Annotated in this window: 16 protein-coding genes; 6 read left to right on the plus strand and 10 right to left on the minus strand. The window is 62.4% G+C overall.

The annotated features are described in order from the left end of the window. The first annotated feature begins 399 nt into the window (after window positions 1-399). Both murJ and MRX98_RS17045 read left to right on the plus strand, forming a co-directional pair. Window positions 400-2076, plus strand: a complete 1677-nt coding sequence (gene murJ / locus MRX98_RS17040; protein ID WP_246912826.1) for a murein biosynthesis integral membrane protein MurJ — start codon at window positions 400-402, stop codon at window positions 2074-2076. After that, a complete protein-coding gene (locus MRX98_RS17045) occupies window positions 2073-3200 on the plus strand; it encodes a M20 family metallopeptidase (RefSeq protein WP_246912827.1) in 1128 nt (375 codons plus the stop codon). The genes murJ and MRX98_RS17045 overlap by 4 nt, the downstream gene beginning before the upstream one ends. Window positions 3201-3245: 45 nt before the next feature. Here MRX98_RS17045 and MRX98_RS17050 read toward each other — a convergent pair whose 3' ends face one another. Both MRX98_RS17050 and MRX98_RS17055 read right to left on the minus strand, forming a co-directional pair. Next, window positions 3246-4313 (minus strand): DUF362 domain-containing protein, encoded by a 1068-nt coding sequence (locus MRX98_RS17050; RefSeq protein ID WP_246912832.1) that lies wholly within the window; start codon window positions 4311-4313, stop codon window positions 3246-3248. Between the two features lie 25 nt (window positions 4314-4338). Then, window positions 4339-6006 carry an FAD-dependent oxidoreductase gene (locus MRX98_RS17055; RefSeq protein ID WP_246912834.1) on the minus strand — a complete coding sequence of 556 codons (1668 nt, stop codon included), beginning with the start codon at window positions 6004-6006 and terminating at the stop codon, window positions 4339-4341. Window positions 6007-6196: 190 nt separating this feature from the next. Here MRX98_RS17055 and MRX98_RS17060 point away from each other — a divergent pair, with 190 nt between their 5' ends. After that, a complete protein-coding gene (locus MRX98_RS17060) occupies window positions 6197-7228 on the plus strand; it encodes a GNAT family N-acetyltransferase (RefSeq protein WP_246912838.1) in 1032 nt (343 codons plus the stop codon). A 51-nt stretch (window positions 7229-7279) separates the two neighbouring features. Here the strand turns inward: MRX98_RS17060 and MRX98_RS17065 are convergent, their stop codons facing one another. Genes MRX98_RS17065 through MRX98_RS17075 form a run of 3 tightly spaced genes read right to left on the minus strand, consistent with a single transcriptional unit; the run spans window position 7280 to window position 9959 of the window. Further along, window positions 7280-7834, minus strand: coding sequence for a hypothetical protein (locus MRX98_RS17065; RefSeq protein WP_246912839.1), 555 nt, complete (start codon window positions 7832-7834; stop codon window positions 7280-7282). Window positions 7835-7839: 5 nt separating this feature from the next. Then, on the minus strand, window positions 7840-8490 hold the full coding sequence (locus MRX98_RS17070) for a CPBP family intramembrane glutamic endopeptidase (RefSeq protein WP_246912840.1): 651 nt from the start codon (window positions 8488-8490) through the stop codon (window positions 7840-7842). Further along, window positions 8457-9959 (minus strand): HEAT repeat domain-containing protein, encoded by a 1503-nt coding sequence (locus MRX98_RS17075; RefSeq protein WP_246912841.1) that lies wholly within the window; start codon window positions 9957-9959, stop codon window positions 8457-8459. The genes MRX98_RS17070 and MRX98_RS17075 overlap by 34 nt, the downstream gene beginning before the upstream one ends. A gap of 670 nt (window positions 9960-10629) precedes the next feature. Between MRX98_RS17075 and MRX98_RS17080 the strand changes: the two genes are divergently transcribed. Both MRX98_RS17080 and MRX98_RS17085 read left to right on the plus strand, forming a co-directional pair. Next, entirely contained in the window at window positions 10630-11316 is a 687-nt protein-coding gene (locus tag MRX98_RS17080; RefSeq protein WP_246912843.1) for an acetate--CoA ligase family protein, read from the plus strand. A 112-nt stretch (window positions 11317-11428) separates the two neighbouring features. Beyond that, the gene (locus tag MRX98_RS17085) at window positions 11429-12883 is read left to right on the plus strand and encodes an acetate--CoA ligase family protein (protein ID WP_246912845.1); all 1455 of its coding nucleotides are present in this window, start codon (window positions 11429-11431) and stop codon (window positions 12881-12883) included. Between the two features lie 52 nt (window positions 12884-12935). Here MRX98_RS17085 and MRX98_RS17090 read toward each other — a convergent pair whose 3' ends face one another. Together MRX98_RS17090 and MRX98_RS17095 are read right to left on the minus strand one after the other, a co-directional pair. Then, complete coding sequence (locus tag MRX98_RS17090) at window positions 12936-14117, minus strand: UxaA family hydrolase (RefSeq protein WP_246912846.1); 1182 nt, start codon at window positions 14115-14117, stop codon at window positions 12936-12938. Next, window positions 14114-14386, minus strand: a complete 273-nt coding sequence (locus tag MRX98_RS17095) for a UxaA family hydrolase (RefSeq protein WP_246912847.1) — start codon at window positions 14384-14386, stop codon at window positions 14114-14116. Before MRX98_RS17095 ends, MRX98_RS17090 begins: the two co-directional genes overlap by 4 nt. A gap of 378 nt (window positions 14387-14764) precedes the next feature. On the opposite strand from MRX98_RS17095, the gene MRX98_RS17100 reads away from it, so the two are divergent. Next, the gene (locus tag MRX98_RS17100) at window positions 14765-15541 is read left to right on the plus strand and encodes an enoyl-CoA hydratase/isomerase family protein (protein WP_246912849.1); all 777 of its coding nucleotides are present in this window, start codon (window positions 14765-14767) and stop codon (window positions 15539-15541) included. 49 nt (window positions 15542-15590) lie between these two features. Here the strand turns inward: MRX98_RS17100 and MRX98_RS17105 are convergent, their stop codons facing one another. The 3 genes from MRX98_RS17105 to MRX98_RS17115 form a co-directional block, all read right to left on the minus strand. Then, complete coding sequence (locus MRX98_RS17105) at window positions 15591-17318, minus strand: adenine deaminase C-terminal domain-containing protein (protein WP_246912851.1); 1728 nt, start codon at window positions 17316-17318, stop codon at window positions 15591-15593. Window positions 17319-17386: 68 nt separating this feature from the next. Beyond that, window positions 17387-17713, minus strand: coding sequence for a type II toxin-antitoxin system RelE/ParE family toxin (locus MRX98_RS17110; RefSeq protein WP_246912853.1), 327 nt, complete (start codon window positions 17711-17713; stop codon window positions 17387-17389). Further along, window positions 17710-17991 carry a type II toxin-antitoxin system Phd/YefM family antitoxin gene (locus MRX98_RS17115; RefSeq protein WP_246912855.1) on the minus strand — a complete coding sequence of 94 codons (282 nt, stop codon included), beginning with the start codon at window positions 17989-17991 and terminating at the stop codon, window positions 17710-17712. The genes MRX98_RS17110 and MRX98_RS17115 overlap by 4 nt, the downstream gene beginning before the upstream one ends. Between the last annotated feature and the right edge of the window lie 272 nt (window positions 17992-18263).

The raw sequence follows: 18263 nt of genomic DNA on the forward strand, positions 1-18263 counted from the left end.
GTTGGATCAACGATGGAACGCCGAAATTACCGTCTGTTCGATTGCAACCATCACAGGAGCACGAAAGTAGGAACACAAAACGTGGCGGTCACGGTGTGTTTGTGCAGGGCACGGCATGCCGTACCCCTACATATTTATAAAATAGTCCATCCACTCCAACGATGTCAATCAGCAACAAAGAATGCGTCGGCTTGAACGGCACAACCATCGTAGGGGCATGGCATGCCGTGCCCTGTGCGAACCACGGATTGGACCGTTGAGGCCACGGCATGACGTGAGCCCCTGCCGCAACATGCCGTACCCCGACATTGATCTTTAAAATTGGGTCCGGGTAAGGTACGATTTCAGGCTGTGATGCGATTGTGCAGCGTTCCCAAAGGGATTGCCCGAAGGAGTGTGATGACCGGCGGCGTTTATCGTAAAATGGGGTTGGCGACCCTGATCATGACGGTTTCGGTCTTTCTGAGCCGCGCCCTGGGGGTGTTGCGCGAATCGACCATCGCCGCCCTGGGCGGGGCCGGCGTCGCCGTGGACGCCTACAAGGCGGCCTTCATCCTGCCGGAAATCCTCAACCACCTGCTGGCCAGCGGCTTTCTCTCCATCACTTTCATTCCCATCGTTGCCCGCTACCTGGCCCAAGACGACGCGGCCGGCGCCTGGCGCATCGCGTCCACCATTATCACCCTGCTCGGCGGTTTGCTGGCACTGCTGACCCTGGCGGCCATGGTGCTGACGCCCCAGCTCATCGCCATCGTGGTACCCGGCCGGGACGACCCCCAATTCCAGGCCATGGCCATCCGCATGACCCGCATCCTGCTGCCGGCCCAACTGTTTTTCTTCGCCGGCGGTATTTTCATGGCGGTGCAGTTCGTCAAGGAGCGCTTCCTGGTGCCGGCACTGGCGCCGCTGATCTACAACCTGGGCATCATTTTGGGCGGCCTGCTGCTCACGCCCCGCATGGGGGTGGAAGGCTTCGCCTGGGGCGCTTTGGCCGGCGCCCTGATCGGCAATTGCCTGCTGCAGTGGATCGGCGCCCGCCGCGCCGGTCTGCGGCTCTTCTTCTCGCCGGCCTGGCGGCACCCCGATCTGTCCGCCTACATCCGCCTGACCCTGCCCTTGATGGTGGGATTGACCATGACCTTTTCCACCGAAATCTTCTCCAAATTTTTCGGCAGCTATCTGCCGGCGGGGGCCATCGCCCACATCGATTATGCCTGGCGGATCATGCTGGTGCTTGTGGCCTTCTTCGGCCAGGCCGTGGGGGTGGCCGCCTATCCCTTCATGGCCCGCCTGGCGGCCCAGAATCAATTGGCCGAAATGAACCGCCTGCTCAACAACACCCTGCGCTACCTGGCGCTGGTGATACCAATGGCCGGCCTGCTGTTGGTCGTGCGCCACGAAGTGGTGCGGATACTGTTCGAACGCCGCGCCTTTCTGCCCGCCGATACCCAGGCCACGGCCCTGGCCCTGGCCGGCATGCTGCTGGGCGCCGCCGCCTTCGCCGCCCAGACCGTTGTCAATCGCGGCTTCTACGCCACGCGCAACACGCTGCTGCCCTCGGTCTACGGCTCCGCGGCGGTCATCGCCGGCCTGCCCCTATACTGGATCGGGATGACCACCCTGGGCGTCCTGGGCGTCGGGCTGGCCATCTCCTGCTCGGCCTTGATCCAAGTGGTTTTGCTGTATACCCTCTGGAACCGCCGCAGCGGCAACAGCGGCAGCCGTGAGGTCTACCGCTTTTACGGCAAAAGCATTCTGCTCACCATTCCCGTTGCGGTTCTGCTGCTGTCTATCCATCGCATCCTATTACCGTGGATCGACACAACCGCCTTTGCCGGCAGCCTGCTGATGCTGATGGTGCAGGGCGTGCTGTTCCTGCTGCTGATGGCCGTTGCCGCGCGGCTTTTCAACATCGAAGAGGCCCGCATCCTGCGCCAACGCATTCAAAACCGTTTCAGCGGAAAACATAAAGCCCATTCCGCTACAGCACAAAGCGCGCCGCAACCCGACGCGGCAGAACAGCAAGCATCGACCAATAAACCCCCAAAGCCACCGAAAGGCGAGCCGCGACCATGAAAGCAAGCCCTACGCCGCGCATCAACTCCCGTCGCCTGCAGCAATTGCTGCGCAAGATGGTCAACATCTACAGCCCCACCGGCAAGGAAGAAGACGTGGTGGACTTCGTCTACAATTACATCAAGCGCCACGGCCTGCCGGTGGTGCGCCAGCTGGTCAGCGACGGCCGGCACAACCTGATCGTGGAACCGGACGACATTGAAGCCCACATGCTGCTCATCGGCCATCTGGACACCACCGAAGCCTACGACCTGGACACTTCCGAATACAGCCAGGACGGAGACGAAGTGTTCGGGCTGGGCACCGCCGACATGAAAAGCGGCTGCGCCGCCATGGTGGAGGCGTTCCTGACCTTGTGGGAAAACGGCTGCGCCCACCTGCCGGTGGCCCTGGCGCTGGTGGTGGGCGAAGAAGAGACCGGCGACGGCGCCCAACGGCTGGTGCGCGAGTACGGCTTTTCCACGGCCATCGTGGGCGAACCCACCGACTTGCACCCCTGCATGAGCCACCACGGCTACCTGGAGATCCAACTGGTGACCAAGGGCCGCCGGGTGCACGCCAGCCTGGCCCAGGGCGCCAACGCGGCCACGTCCATGCTGCACTTGCTGCTGGAGTTCATCCAATACCTGGACCAGCACCTGGGCGATGCCGTCTACAATCTGCGCGATTTGACCAGCTCACGGTCGGGTTTTGCGGCTCCCGATTACTGCGAAGCCTGGATCGATCTGCACCTGCCGGCGCTGTCGGACATGGGCCAATTGACCTTCGCCCTGGAGGAGCTGCACGCCGCCTATGCCAAAGCCCATCCGGAAAGCGATTCAGCCATCCATTTCGACACGATTCACGCCGGCTACGAGCTACCCCGCAAGGGGCCCATGCTGGAGCTGCTCAAACGGGTCTACAAGCGACACCGCTTGGCCTTTGCGCCGGGCAGTTTCCCCAGCCACTCGGACGCCAACATCCTCTGGGCGGCGGGCATCAAGCCGATTCTGCTGGGGCCCGGCAAGCTGGAAAAGGCCCACACCGCCGAAGAGTCGGTGCATTTGCCCCAGGTGTTGCAAGCCGCCCAGATCTACGTGGATCTGGCCATCGGCCTGGAGGAAAAGGAAGAAGAAAAGAAATGAGCGCCGCGAGCGGCCGATAGGCAGAGCCCGATGGGCATCGGTGCATCAGGCCACCACCATCGCCTTTTCCGGACAGATCTCCTGGCAGCAGAAGCAGAGAATGCACAGATCGGGATCCACCACCGGCAGATCGTCCACCATGCGCAGGGCACCGACCGGGCATTGATCCACGCAGGTGCCGCAGGCCGTGCAAAGCGCGGGATCGGCCTTGGGACGCAAAACGGTCTTGCTGTGCAACAGTTGCTGCACCACCTCCTGGCCGGGCCGAGGGGCACCTTCCATGGGCGGCAGTTTGAAATCGAGCACCCGGCGCAACGCGCCCTCCAGTTCGATGGCCGCCAGGTCGCAGTCGCCCAGCCCCATCTCCCGGGCCTTTTGCAGAAAGGGCAACTGGTCCGGCACGCAGCCCATCATGTGGGCCACCACCGTATCCATGGCCACCGCGTTGTCGGCGGCCAGAATCAGGCCGATGTCGCGCAGGTCGGGCGAGGCCGGGCCGTTGCCCTCCATGCCCACCACCGCATCCATGATGAACAGATCCGGCACCCGCAGGTTGAACACCTCCACCACCACCTGCTGAAAACGCCGCGGCGATCCGGCCGCCTTGTGCAGCTTGGCCTTCTGGGCGCCGGGCAGCAGACCGTAGCTGTTCTTGATGGCCCCGGTTAGGACGGTCAGCCCGTGGGTCTTGAACTTAGGCAGACTAATGATCACATCGGCGTCCAACACCGCCCGCGACAGGCTCACCCGGGGCATGTATTGCGGGTTGAAGTCCACCTGGCGCGAATCGTCACCGATATTGCGGTAATAGCCTTTGGCGGCCGCCATCAGCCCGGTCTCGGTGAAACAGCGCTCGTTGGCGCCGTAACCCATCAGGCCGGGATTGTCGCCCACCACGATTTCGGCCGGCGCCATGGCTTCCACCTGCGCCACCACCGCTTGCAGCACCGCCGGATGGGTGACGATGCCCTCCTCGGGCTTGGAGGCCCGCAGGACGTTGGGTTTGATCAACACCTTTTTGCCTCTGAGGTCCAGGGGAAACAGTTCGAAGGCCCGTCGCACGGCCGGCAAGACATTGTCGTAGGTGGCGGGATGGATCAGAACCTTGGGCATGACGCCTCCTCGGAGTTGGTGTGGTTTACAAATATTTGGCCGATTCGTGCATCAGGTAGGTTTTGAAACCGCCGCTGATGTTCTTCACCGTAAAGCCGTGTTGGGACAGCGCCCGGGCCGCATAATAGGAGCGTTGCCCCACGAAACAGTAGGTCCGGATCTCCCGGTCCCGGGGCAAGGCATCCATGCGCGCGCGCAGCTCGTCCAGGGGCACGTGCAGTGCATCGTCCAGGTGATCCTGGTTGTACTCTTCCACATCGCGTACATCCAGAATCAGGGCATCGCTCTGTTCCAGATCCTCCCAGTGGGCCAGGGACGCATCCCCGCGCAACACGTTGGCGGCGATCATGCCCGCCATGTTGATCGGGTCCTTGGCCGACCCGAACTGCGGCGCGTAGCACAGTTCGCTCTCTTCCAAATCGAACACCGTGGCGTGCATCTGAATGGCCATGGCGATCACATCGATCCGCTTTTCCACCCCCGCCTGGCCCACCGCCTGGGCGCCCACGATGCGCCCGCCCTTCTTGGTGAAGATCAACTTCAGGCTGATGGGCACGGCGCCGGGGTAGTATCCGGCATGATGGCCGGGGTGCAGGTAGATCTTCTCCATCTGCTCCCACATGCCCAAGCGCTTGAGGGTCTTTTCACTGGCACCGGTGAAGGCGGCCACCTGGCCCAGGACGCCCACTACCGAGGTGCCCTGCACGCCGCGAAAACCATGCTGGCGGCCCATGATCACATCGGCGGCAATGCGCCCCTGGCGATTGGCGGGACCGGCCAGGGGTACCACGGCGGTGGCGCCGGTGACCACATCCCGCACCTCCACCGCATCCCCCACGGCCCAGATGCACGGGTCGCTGCTGCGCATGTGGGGATCCACTTGGATGCCGCCGCTCTCCCCGATGGCCAGATCGGCCGCCCGGGCCAGATCGATGTTGGGCCGCACCCCGATGCACATGATGACCAGATCGGTTTCCAGCCGGCCGCCCGATGCCAGGGTCAACGCCAGCCGATGGCCCTCCCCCGGATCGAACCGTTCCACCCCTTCGTTCAAACGAAGGCCGACCTTTTGGCCGATCAGGCTCTCGTGAATCGGTGCCGCCATCTCCGGATCGAGCAGGGGCATCACCTGGGGCTGCTTCTCCACCACGGTCACCGCCAGCCCCCGCTTGTGCAGGTTTTCCACCATCTCCATGCCGATGTAGCCGCCGCCCACGACAACGGCCTCGCGGGCCTCGTATTGATCGATCCACTGCCGGATTCGGCGGCTGTCGGGAATGGTGCGCACCGAAAAGATGCCGGGCAGTTGAATGCCCGGCATATCGGGCCGGATGGCCCGGGCGCCGGGGGATAGTACCAGGGCGTCGTAATGTTCGGTGTAAATGGCGCCCTGCTCCAGATCGTTGACCTCGACAAGCTGCCGCTCCCGGTCGATGCGCACCACCTCCGAGCGCAGGCGCACGTCGATATTGAAGCGTTGGCGGAACATCTCGGGGGTGGCCACCAGCAGGTGCTCCTCGTCCTTGATGACGTCCCCTACGTAGTAAGGCAATCCGCAGTTGGCAAACGAGACATGGGGACCGCGGTCGAACATGATGATTTCGGCGGTCTCCGACAGACGGCGGCAACGGGCCGCGCAAGAAGCGCCGCCGGCCACGCCGCCGACAATGAGAATGCGTTGATGATCGGACATGTTTTCACCTTTCTGCATAAAATGAACCCTGGGGATCAGACCGGGCAATGTGTGCCGCCATCGTCATCGGTGATCGGGTACAAGCGGTCTGCGGTACAAAGCCCCGCATCCCGATTTGGTAGCTGAATTTCTGCATGATCGTCAAACGATTTTATGGTACCCTTCCGCCCAGGTGAAAGGATGCTAAATCATGCCGCGGCTCTACATCGAAGAGTATACCCAGGCCCTCAAAGGCAAGACGGTGTGCATTGCATGCCGGGAGGGCATTTTGCGGGATCACTTCGCGGCGGTGCTCGACGACATCAAGCTGCTCAACCGGCAGGGCATCAAGACCGACCTTTACCACAATATCCCCAACCGGTTCGCCAATCGTAAATACTTCCAACTGCTCAGGGAACGCTTGCCCGAAACCCGCGTCGTGCGCGTACCGTCGGATGCCGATTTCTACACCCACGTGTTGGACCATGAGGAGAAGGTGAACAAACTGATTTTCCTGGAGCGCAAGGCGCTGATCGACCCGACGGGCCGCCGAATCAACACCCTCACCACCGAGGGCGTCCGCCAAAGCATTTCCACCTGGGGCGATCTGATCGCCAACACCAACTTCAAGGGGGCGCTGGAACGGATCTGCATCCGCATCGAAAGCGGCCAATACGACCGGGTCCACATCCTGCCGGCCGGCAAAAACGTTATCAAACACGAACTGTTCACCATCGAGGGATGCGGCACCCTGATCGCCAACAATTTCGGGGAACGGTTCCAGGCGGTGACCACCGAGGAGGATTTGCACGTCATCGACGGCATCCTCAAACTCTACCGCAGCGAAGGGTATCTCAAGCCTCGCACCAAGGCGTACCTGATGGAGAAACATGCCAATTTCTACGTCACCCTGATCGATGACATCGTGGTGGGCTGCGTGGAAAAGAGACAGATCGACCCGGCCACGGTGGAGATCGCCGCCCTGGCCATCTCCACCAAGTTCCGTCACCAGCGGGTGGGGCTGTTCACCCTGCGTGCCTTCCTCGACACCTTCACCAAGCAGGGCTATCGCCGGTTCATCTCCCTGACCAACAACCCCAACCTGATCAAACTGTACGAGGAGCTGGGATTCCGGCGCTGCCGGCCGACGGAATACCCCGACCGCCAGGCCCGCTCCCCCGGCGTGGCCATGTTCTTCCTGGAAGCGGCCACGGAAAAAGCCCCGGATGGCTTGATTCTTTGAATGGGAGCAGCCCGGGGAAAGGGCATCGCTGCATTCATTGTTTTCTACTTGTCATACACCCGATCCGACATGGCCATCTGCTTCACCTTCACTATGCGCCAGCATGAAGGCCATGAATCCCGCCGCATCGGCCGCCACGTGGTGCACGCCGCAGCGCGTGGCCAGGTCGGGGTCGTAGCGGAAAGCCGGCCCGCCGGCGATCAATCGGGTCTCCGAAGGCAGCTGTCGTGCCACCAGGGCCAAGTCCGCCTCGCTGTCCAACCAGAGCACGGTGAGGCCCAAAAAGGCCGGCCGATAGTCGTGACAGGCGTGCACGATCGCATCCGGCGGGCGGCGCAACCCCAAAGGGGTCACCACCATCCCAATGGCCGCGGCGAATCGCTCGATCAGCGCCAAACCCTGGCCGATGGCATCGTCCAGAGTGGCCGTCAGCAAACGGGGCGGACGGCGCCAGAGCCCTTTGCCGCCCATGCGCTGCCGCAGTTGCAGCAGCTCCTCGGCCGCCGCCATCATCTGCTCCCCAGAAGCCGGCCCCTGCGTTTGCAGACGGCGGCACAGCGCCGCCAACCCTTGACGCAACGCAGGTGCGTGATCTTCCGTCGCCATCATCATCACCTGAACAGCAGTGAAAGGGTGAAGATCGTCAGGTTGCCCGCGGCATGGATGGTGATGGGCACCATCAAATTGCGGTACCGTTCATAGGTCAGGGCGAACACCACCCCCCCGGCGATCTGGGTGTAGGGAATGCCGTGAACGGCATGCAGCAAAACGAAAACGGCGGTGCTGACCACAAGGGCGACGACCACCCCCCAGCGGCGCAAAAAGGTGTAAAAAATTCCCCGAAAAAAAACCTCCTCGGCCAGGGGGACGATAAAACCGCCCACCAGGAAAAAAAGAGGCCGCTCCCAGGTGCCCGCCGGCACAGGATGGCGGATCATGGCCAGGGGATTCTGCCCACCCCAATGGAGCAGCAGCAATCCTGCAAGGGCCGCCAGGCCCAAGGCCAGGGACCACAGGGCGCCGGTGCGCAGACCGCTGCCCCACTGGCCCGGCGCCCAGCCGATAGGCCCCAGGCTTCCTTCCAGACGCACCACCCACCAAATCATGCCCAGAATCTGGACCAGCCGCACCAGGGCCATGACCGGCAGCGGCGAACCGCCCACCCTTTGCAACCACCAAGCGGCCAGCAGCTCCAGGCCCACGACCCAGGCAGCCGTGGCAGCCAGGGTCAGCGGGCGGATGGAGAACGGTTTTGGTGCCATCCCAACTCCTTCAAGGCCCGATATCCATACCACTGGGTGTACCAGTGATCCGACCCAATCATTTGTGACAGAATGGGGGCGATGGCCGCCCGATCACCGCGCCGCCCCAGGGCGTAGTAGGCCTGACAAACCACATTGGGGTGGGCGTCCCGGATCAGCGTCAACAGATCGTTGTGGGCCGAACCGTCCCGACCGTGCGCCAACGCCCGGGCCAGCCAGTAACGCTCCACCACCCGGTCACTGCGCAGCAGATCGGGGTAGGCAGCGAAACCGGTGATGTCCAAGCCCCGCGCCTCCGCCTGGCGCAAGGCCGCCACCCGCGAACGCCACTGCCCTGAACCGAGGGCCGCCGCCAGGGCGTCCGCCTCCATGGGTGCCGCACGCCCGGCCAGCACAGGGACGAACAGCAAAACACCCAGCACCAGACAACCCCCGCCGGCCGACCAGGGCGCCGCGCCGGGCGCGCGCCCCAGCAGACGGACCAAGCGGCCGATGGCGCCGTGCACCACCAGGAAGAGCAGGCCGGGAAACCCCACCAAAAGCGCGGCAAAGGTCAAACGGCGGAAAGGCGCATAGCGGTCCGTTGCAGCCGACAATGTGCGCAGCCAGCGCCCTGGATCGGCCATGAAGGCGGCCCGTTGCACTTCGATGGATTTACCGCCGGCGAGGATTACAATATGCCGCGCATCGGGCCAATTGAGGGTCACATCCACCGGCCCCTGCTCAACGGCCAGCAAATCGGCACGGGCCAGCAAACGGATCATGGGCGCCCCGACGACTTGAGTCGTTTGCGGCGCCGGCCGCCAGGTCAGCCAGCTCTTTTGCGCCGGGGCTTTGAACGCTTCGGCGGCATAGAGCGTGTAGCGATAGTAAAAATCGTTGACCTGCCGTCCAATGCGGTTGTTCAGCAACAACTGGTCCCGCACCGTGATAAAAGCCTCGCCGTCCAACCGGCCGACCCACAACCCGGCCAGCAGCACCATCACCAGAGGCGCCACCCACCAGCGCCGGGGCGGCCCCACGGGCGATGTGGCCGTCGGCTGCAAGGCGGCCAGGGCGGTGACAAGGGGCACACCCACCCCGAACAGGCTGGGCCACAGCGCAAATCCGCGGCTGTTGAGGGCCGCGAGCCCCGAAAGCCAAAGGATTGCCCACACCCCCAGCACCAGCCGGCTGCGACCCAAAACCCAGCACCACGTGTAAAGGGCCGCCCAGGTAACCAAAGCCAGGCCGGCCCCCACCGTCAGGGTGAAAAACAGACCGCCGCCCAAGGCGGTGGCGACGCTGTCCAAACCGGCAGCGGCGGGACCGGCGGGCACGGCCAACCAACCGGCGGCCTCCACGGCCGCCACTTGTTGCTGCAGCCTCAGGTTGGATTGCCACAAAAAAAGAGTGCCCACCACCTGAGCCATCATCAACCCGGCCATCATCGGTCGCAGTGCGTGCCGGCGAATAGAAAATCGGCCCATGGTCATCCTTTGCTCTCCGTGTCCACCCTGAAAACGGCTGCCTGCGGTCCAGGTGGCGGCAGCGGCCCTGATGCCGCCGCAAGCCCCAAGCATGGGCCCGCCGCCCCCATCTCCGGCTCTTGATCAGCCCGTCGGCAAGCTATAGCCGATTTCCCACCAACGGTCAAAACGAGCTGCCGAGCCGCGGAAAGGTGCTTCATTGCACAAACGGGAGGCGGTTCATCGCGATTCATTCAGGTAACGCTGGTAAAAATGGCGGGAAGGTACAAATGTTGCCTTGAACGACCACCGGCGGGTGGGGCCGGGGGCAGCACCAAAGCCTCCCGGCCCACCCCGCCGGCGGTCGTTCATCGCATCACGCGCATCACGCACACCACGCGAATCGCACGCTTCACACGCACTGGCGCACCATTCACGCCATACAACGGCCATCAGATTGCCAATCATCGCAAAAATAGGCGCTTCCGAAAGAACGATCCGGTGGTTGAAAGGCGCAGTTCAAAGTAAACCCGCCTTCAGCGATAATGCCAACAGCATCTTTGGCGACTTGACACAAATCGGGCCATCCTTTATCTATTCTTTTTTTTACGATGGAAAGGGGGGACGAAAACAGCCGGTCCTTCCGCACCGAGACCATTAACGGCGGCGACGCCCCGATGCGCAGGTGAATATGAAGAAGCTGATTGAGTCGGCCGTTGAAAAGGGCGCCAAGGCGCTCTCGGAATATGATGCCAAGCAACTGTTGAGCAGCTACGGCATCCCCGTAACCCGTGAAACCCTTGTTCAAAACATCGAGGAAGCGCTGGCTGCGGCCCGTGCCATTGGCTACCCGGTGGTGCTCAAGGCGTGCGCCGCGGAATTGATGCACAAAAGCGAGTCCGGTGCCGTGGCGGTGGGCATCCGGGACGATGCCCACTTGCGGGAGGCTTACGAGCGGGTCGCCGCCGCCACCGACATCGCCCTGCAGGGCGTTCTGGTGCAGGAGATGGTGGAGGGCCAAAGGGAGCTGGTGGTGGGACTCAACCGGGATCCCCAGTTCGGCCCCTGCGTCATGGTGGGCCTGGGCGGCATATTGACCGAAGTGCTCAAGGATGTCGCTTTCCGCGTGGCCCCCTTCGACACGGCCGAAGCCCTGGAAATGCTGGATGAGCTGCGTTGCCGCGATATGCTCGACGCGTTCCGGGGCCAGGCACCGGCGGACAAGGCGGCCCTGTGCGAGGCCCTGGTGGCCGTGGGCCGCATCGGCCTGGAGCATACCGCCGTGGCCGAAATCGACATCAATCCCATCATCATCGATCCCCGGGGACGGATCAAGTCCGTGGATGCCCTGGTGGTGCTCAACGGATCGCGACATTGATGCCATCAGCGGCAGGATGTCAAGCAACCGGCTCTCCCTTGTACGCCATCACGCCAAAGCGGCGACCGGGACGCCGGCAAAAGCCAATCCACGTCACGCACAAGGGAACGCCATGACCTCGCCCTATGAAACGATTCCGCTCTATCCGCTGGCCAATCCGCGCAGCATCGCTTTTTTCGGTGCCTCCAACCGGTATACCGCCATGGGCACCAACCAGCTCAACTCCATTCTGGCCCTGGGCTTCGAGGGGGCGATCTATCCCATCCACCCCAGTGAAAGCACCGTCTTGGGCATGCAGGCCTACCAGGACGTGCAGGCGCTGCCCGAGGTGCCCGACCTGGCGGTCCTGGTGATGCCCACCCGCCTGGTGGCCGAAACCCTGGCGGCCTGCGGTCGCAAAGGCATTCGCCATGCCATCGTGGTCTCCGGCGGATTCAAGGAGGTGGGGGGCGACGGCGTGCAAATGGAAGCGGATCTGGTGGCCGTTGCAAGGCGCCACGGCATGCGTTTCATCGGCCCCAACTGTCTGGGGGTGGTCAACCCGCACCACCGCTTCAACGTCACCTTCGCCAACTTCGAAGGCCGGCCGGGTTTCATCGGCATGGCTTCCCAGAGCGGCAGCCTGCTGACCCAGATGTTCCGCTATCTGGAGCAGTTTCAGATCGGTTTTTCCACCGGCATCAGTGTGGGCAACGAAGCCGATGTGGACCTGGTGGACTGCCTGGAGTACCTGGCCGCCTGCCCCCACACCCGGGTGATCACCCTGTACATCGAAACCATTCGCCGGGGACGCCGGTTCATCGATACGGCCCGGCGCATCGCCGCCCGCAAGCCCATCGTGGCCTTCTATGCCGGCGGATCGGAAGCCGGACGGCGCGCCGCCTTCTCCCACACCGGCGCCATGGCCGGACCGGACCGGCTCTACGACGGCGTCTTCGCCCAGAGCGGCATCGTCCGTGCCGACTCACTGACAGAACTGTTCGATTTCGCCTGGGTGCTGGGCCAGTGCGCCATACCGCAAGGCAACCGGGTGATCGTCCAGACCCACTCCGGCGGTCCCGGCGCCGCCGCCGCCGATGCATGCAGCCGCAACGGCCTGTCTCTGCCGCCCTTCGCCCCGGAGACGCTGGCAAAACTCAGGCCGTTGATCCCCCACACCGGCAGCATGAACAACCCGGTGGACCTGACCTTTTCCCGCGACCCCATGGAGTATTTCCGTTCCATTCCGGAAGTCCTGCTGCAAGAACCGGGCGCCGACAGCATGCTGCTTTACTGCTTCACCCCGCGCAAGAACGTGATGCGCATCATGCAAGCCGAAGGGTTGTCGGAAGAAGAAGCCCTGCAACTGGCGGCGCAGATGGCCGAAGAACACTCCCGCAAACTGGCCGATCTAGTGCGGCAGTGCGGAAAACCGCTGCTGGGCTTCTCTTACCAGAATGCCGAAGAGTTGATCATCCGCAAAATATTGGAAAGCGGCATCCCCATACTGCCCTCCCCGGAAAGGGCCGCGCGCGCGTTGTGGGCCCTGGTGCACTATGGGCGCATCCAGGCCAAGTTGGGGGCATAAGAGAAACGCGGACAAGCGCACCGGTGTGCGGCGCACGCGCTAACGACTCTGCCTAAAAAGCCGGACCGGAGGTGTGCAGGGCCACCATTTCCTGGCCGTTGCACTCCGCCCGGGTGGCCTTGCCCTCCGCCACCTGCCCGAGGAGCGCCACCAATGCATCCCTTTCGCTATCCAATGACGCTCCGGCCGCCAGCACGCCGGCATCCACATCCATGTCATCGGCCATGGCGGCGTACATCCGGCTGTTGGTGGCGATCTTGACCACCGGCACGGTGGGAAAGCCCACCGGCGTACCGCGCCCGGTGGTGAACAACATGATCTGCGCCCCGCCGGCCGCCATGCCGGTCAGCGAAAACACATCCGAGCCGGGAGTGTCCATCAGCACCAACCCCTGGCGCGACGGGGCGGTGCCGTAGGCCACCAGTTCCTGAATGGGAGTGGTCCCACCCTTGACGATGCACCCCAGGGATTTTTCGGTGATATTGGACAGCCCGCCATCCATGTTGCCCGGCGAAATGACCAAACCGGCCCGCTCGCCCATGTAGTGCTCGGTTTTGCGCCGTTGTCCCTGGATCAATTCCACAATGCGTTTACCCAGCGCCTCATCGGCCGCCCGCTGGGCCAGGATGTGGGCCGTACCGATCATCTCGGTGGTCTCGGACAACACCACCGTGGCGCCCCGGGCCACCAGCCAATCGGCCGCCGCCCCCACCAGGCGATTGGCCGTGATGCCCGAAAGGGCGTCCGAACCGCCGCACTCCAACCCGACGGTCAACGCCTCCCAGCCGCACCGGACCCGACGCTGGGCGGCGGCCCCTTGCAGCATCCGACGGGCAATGGCCGTACCGGCCGCCGTGGCCCGCTGGGATCCACCCATTGCCTGGATCCCCAAAACTTCCACCGCTGTCCCGGCGGCGGCGATCCGCTCCCCCAACACTTCCGCTTTGAGGCTCTCGCATCCCAACCCCACCACCAAAACCGCCGCCACATTGGGATGGGCACCCAACCCCACAAGGGTGCGCTGGATGATCAGCGCATCGTCGATGGCCCGACCGCACCCTTCGCTGTGGGTGATCGCCTTGACCGCCGGGCACGCCCGGCCGATGGCCTGCACCACACCGTTGGCGCAGCTCACCGAACTGAGCACCACCACATGGTTGCGCACCCCCGGCGCCCCCTTGGGCCGCCGGTACCCCATGAACCCCTTGTCCACCTCATTCGATCCCGCCCTCATCCGGCCTCCTTGTCCACCGCCATGTTGTGGGTGTGCACCCAGGCACCGGCCCCGATGGCCACCGTGGCACGGCCGATGGCCTCCCCATACTTGACCACCGGCGCCCCCGCCGCAATCGCCACCAAAGCCACCTTGTGGTGCCGCGGAATCGCCTCGCAGGCCGTCACCCCGTCGATCCCCGCCCCCACCACAACCTCCCCGGCCGCAACCGGCACCACCGTCACCGCCACATTGTCCACCACATCAATCAAAATCGCGTTCCCCGCCATAAGCCTTCTCCTTCCAAAACCCATCCCGCCCAAACCCATCACCTTGCACCCCACCCCCCAATCATGCTACCAACCCAACAAACGTAACAAACCCGATTGGCTCACCGGGCGAACACAATAGGTTCGCCCCCACATTGCAACCCACACAACCCAACCCTCTAAAATAGATAGAATTCCTTCAACTTAAAACTTGATGGTCTCGTAAAAAGTCCCAAAAACGGTGTTTTTGCAAATTGCCATCGTATAAATTTAGGTACTTACAGCGTCGAAAATTGAAAATTCCGACTTTTTACGAGACCATCAAACTTAAAACTTAAAACTGGCCCGCCAGGGCCCAAAACTGGCCCGCCAGGGCCCAAACCAACTCAAGGACCATCCATGAACTACACAACCATCGCCGTCGAAACCGAAGGCCACATCGGCCGGCTCTATCTCAACCGCCCGCAAGTGCTCAACGCCCTGTGTCCCGAAATGCGGGACGAACTGATGGATTTCCTGCGGCGTGCCGCCGCGGACGATCAGATACGGGTACTCATCCTCAGCGGCAAGGGCCGGGCTTTCAGCGCCGGCGCCGACCTGAACATGTTCAAGCGCAACTACGAAACCTACCGCGAATCGGGGCAGGACGACACCCTGGACCGCGCCGAACTGCCCAAGGCCTTCATCCACTTTCCCAAGCCGATCATCGCGGCCATCAACGGACCGGCGGTGGGCTTCGGCATCACCCTGCCCCTCAACTGCGACATCCGGCTGGCCTCCACCCAAGCCAAGTTCAGTTTCGCCTTCGCCCGCGTCGGCGTCACGCCGGAATTCGGCAGCTCCTATTTTCTACCGCGGCTTATCGGTTACGGCAAGGCCGCTGAATTGATCTACACCGCCAAAATGTTCGAACCGGACGAAGCCTTGGCCATTGGGCTGGTCAACCGGGTGGTGCCCCACGATCAACTGATGGCCGAAGCCGAAGCGCTGGCCAACGAAATCGCCGGCATGGCGCCGTCGGCCATCCGGGCCGCCAAGAAGCTGCTGCGCCACGGCAGCCACTCCACCCTGGAGCAGAGCCTGGACTACGAAGCCCTGATGTTCCAGCACGCCACCCAGACAGCGGAACACTACGAAGCGGTGGGCCGCATTATGGAGCAGTTGAAGAAGAAGTAGGAACGCGGCCCCGGCCTTCCCCAACAGAGAGGAAACGCAACGGCATTCATCATTGATCCACAACACCGCTGACACGGCCCGTTTTCAGGTGCACCAGGCCTTTTTCGGTAATTCGCAGGAAGGGAATGGCGGCACCGGTCAGGGTGGCGATGGAGAGCAGGGGGTCGTCGAAGGGCACTCCCAATTCTTGCAGGGTGCGGGTGATTTGCGCCAGCCGCTGCGCCAGCTGGTCCATTGGCAGATCGCACACCACACCCAGCACCGGCAGGGCCAGCTCCGCCAGAATCCGGCCTTCGCGGCACACCACCACGCCCCCCTGAATCTCCCGGATGCGATTGACGGCCAGCGCCATATCGGCTTCATCGACTCCCAGCACGGTCAGGTTGGCGCTGTCCCACACCGCGCTGGTGGCGACGGCGCCGGCCCGCATGCCGAAACCGCGGATCAGGGCGGTGAAGGTCTTGCCGGGTGTGTGGCGCCGGTCGATGGTGGCCACCTTGATCAGGTCCTGCCGCGGATCGCAATCGATGCTCCCATCGCGGACCGGCAGGAAAATCACCCGCTCCTTGGTGACCAGGTCGGTGACCATGTCGATGACCGACGCCGACACCGTCTGCCGGGCTTCCCCGGCCGGAATGCGAAAATCCTCGGCTGTCATGGGACGGGGCAGATCGATGGTGTTGCACAGGCGCTCGCTGTAGGCATGGGCCCGAGGGGCGACCACCAAACGCCCCTGGCGCGCGATCACCCGGCCGTTGCTGATCACCAGTTCCGCCCTGATCCGATCCGGCTCGGGAATCAGCACCAGGTCGGCATAGCGGCCGGGGGCGATGCCGCCCACCAAGTGGTCGATGCGGAAATGTTCGGCCACGTTGAGGGTGGTCATCTGAATGGCCGCCACCGGATCGAAGCCGTAGCCGATGGCCCGCTGCACCACCAGCTCCATGTAGCCGCCCTCCAGAAGGTCTTGCGGCGCGACCCCGTCGGAAACCAGGGTCAGTCGTCGCAAATCGATACCCGCATGGCGGATTTCGGCGATGGCCTGCAGGTCCCGGCGCACATTGCCCTCCCGGGCCATCACGTGAATTCCCAGCCGCAGCAGGGCCAGCGCCTCTTCGGCGGTGATGGGTTCGTGGCAGGATGAAACCCCGGTTGCCGCGTAGGCCGCCAGTTTGTTGCCCTTGGCCCCGGCCGAATGGCCTTCCAGCACCTTGCCCGCGGCCAGTGTTCGGGCCATTGTCGGCAGCAGTACCTCCGGTGATTGCAACACCCCCTGCCAATAGGCCTCGCCCAACCCCAACACATTCTCGCGGGCCAGCAGGCGATCCAGATCGGCCGGGTCGATGCCCAGAAAGGCGGGGCTGAGACACACCATGGGCGGAGCAGTGGCGAAAATCTTGATGGGCTGCCGGGCGATGGCCTCCAGAAATTCCAGCACCCCGTCGTAGCCCGCCACCGCGTAGGCCTCGAAAGCTTCGGTGATCACCGTGGTGGTGCCGCCGACGGCCCCATGGGTCAGAAAATTGGGCACGTTGTAATAGCCGGCCAGGTGGGTGTGGCCGTCGATCAATCCTGGAATGAGCACCTTGCCGCCGGCATCGATCACCTCCGTATCGGGACCGATCATCCCCTCGCTGCGATCCCCGGTGTAAGCGATCCAGGGGCCGGCGGTGACCACGGCCTGATCGTCCAGAATTTCGCCGGTGTAGACGTTGACCACACGGGCGTTGATAACGGCCAGGTCGCCGGGCGCCTTGCCCAGGGCGATCTGCGTCATGCGATGGGTGTCTTTGGTGGGTTGGTTGATTTCGTTCATAGCGTTTGTAGAGTTTGTTGGTAGATCGTTTATTTGACGTATCGATTCAGCAATATATCTTCAACATTGCGCCTTGCGTCTATTACGGATAAAACAAAAACAGTTGCATCTGATATTCTGTAAATAATGCGCCAGGGAGGAACAATTATTTCTCGATAGATGTGTATACCTTGATCTTTCAACTCCGGTACAATTCTACCCCGATCCGGCAAGGTGTAGAGGCTCGACGCTGCTTGTCTAAGTTTTTTTAGAATTTGCAGCGCAATGTCCGGGCTATCAACCGCTATATAATCAATTATTTGTTTCAAATCACTTTGCGCAATAGCAGCCCATTTAATTTGAAAATTTCGGCTCATTTCCGGTTTTCGTTAAGTGCGCTTTCGATTTCATCGAACACATCTTCTTGTGGCAGTGTTCGTCCCTCCCTGATATCGGCTTCCCCTGTTGAAATAAGTTTTAACAGACCAATGGCATTACGCATATTTTCGTAACTTTTAGGGTCTTGTAGTACAGCTCGGGGTTCACCATTTTGGGTTATGATAACAGGCCGATGCGTTTCGTTAATCTGATTGAGTAAATCGGCCGCCCGTGATTTCAGATAAGTCACCGGCCTAATATCCTTTGTAATATTCATAATTTTTTCCTCCAGTCTGAATACAGTACCACATTCGAACCGCAAGTCAAGTTTTAATGCCAAACGCTTGTAAGGCAACGCATGCATACCTCACTGTATTCTAAGGATTTTATGGTTCTGGAGGAGTTTGCGACCCCGATTTCGATGTCGACGCCGCATACACAGAATTCAAATCAGCCAAAGGGTGTGCTTATCATAAAGGGTTATTCCCTACCGTTAAGGTGACATGGATTGTTCTCGCACGGAGGCGGGTGGGCCTGGGAGCCGGGTGA

This window comes from Desulfatitalea alkaliphila, from assembly GCF_022968795.1.
In the GTDB taxonomy this organism is placed as follows: domain Bacteria; phylum Desulfobacterota; class Desulfobacteria; order Desulfobacterales; family Desulfosarcinaceae; genus Desulfatitalea; species Desulfatitalea alkaliphila.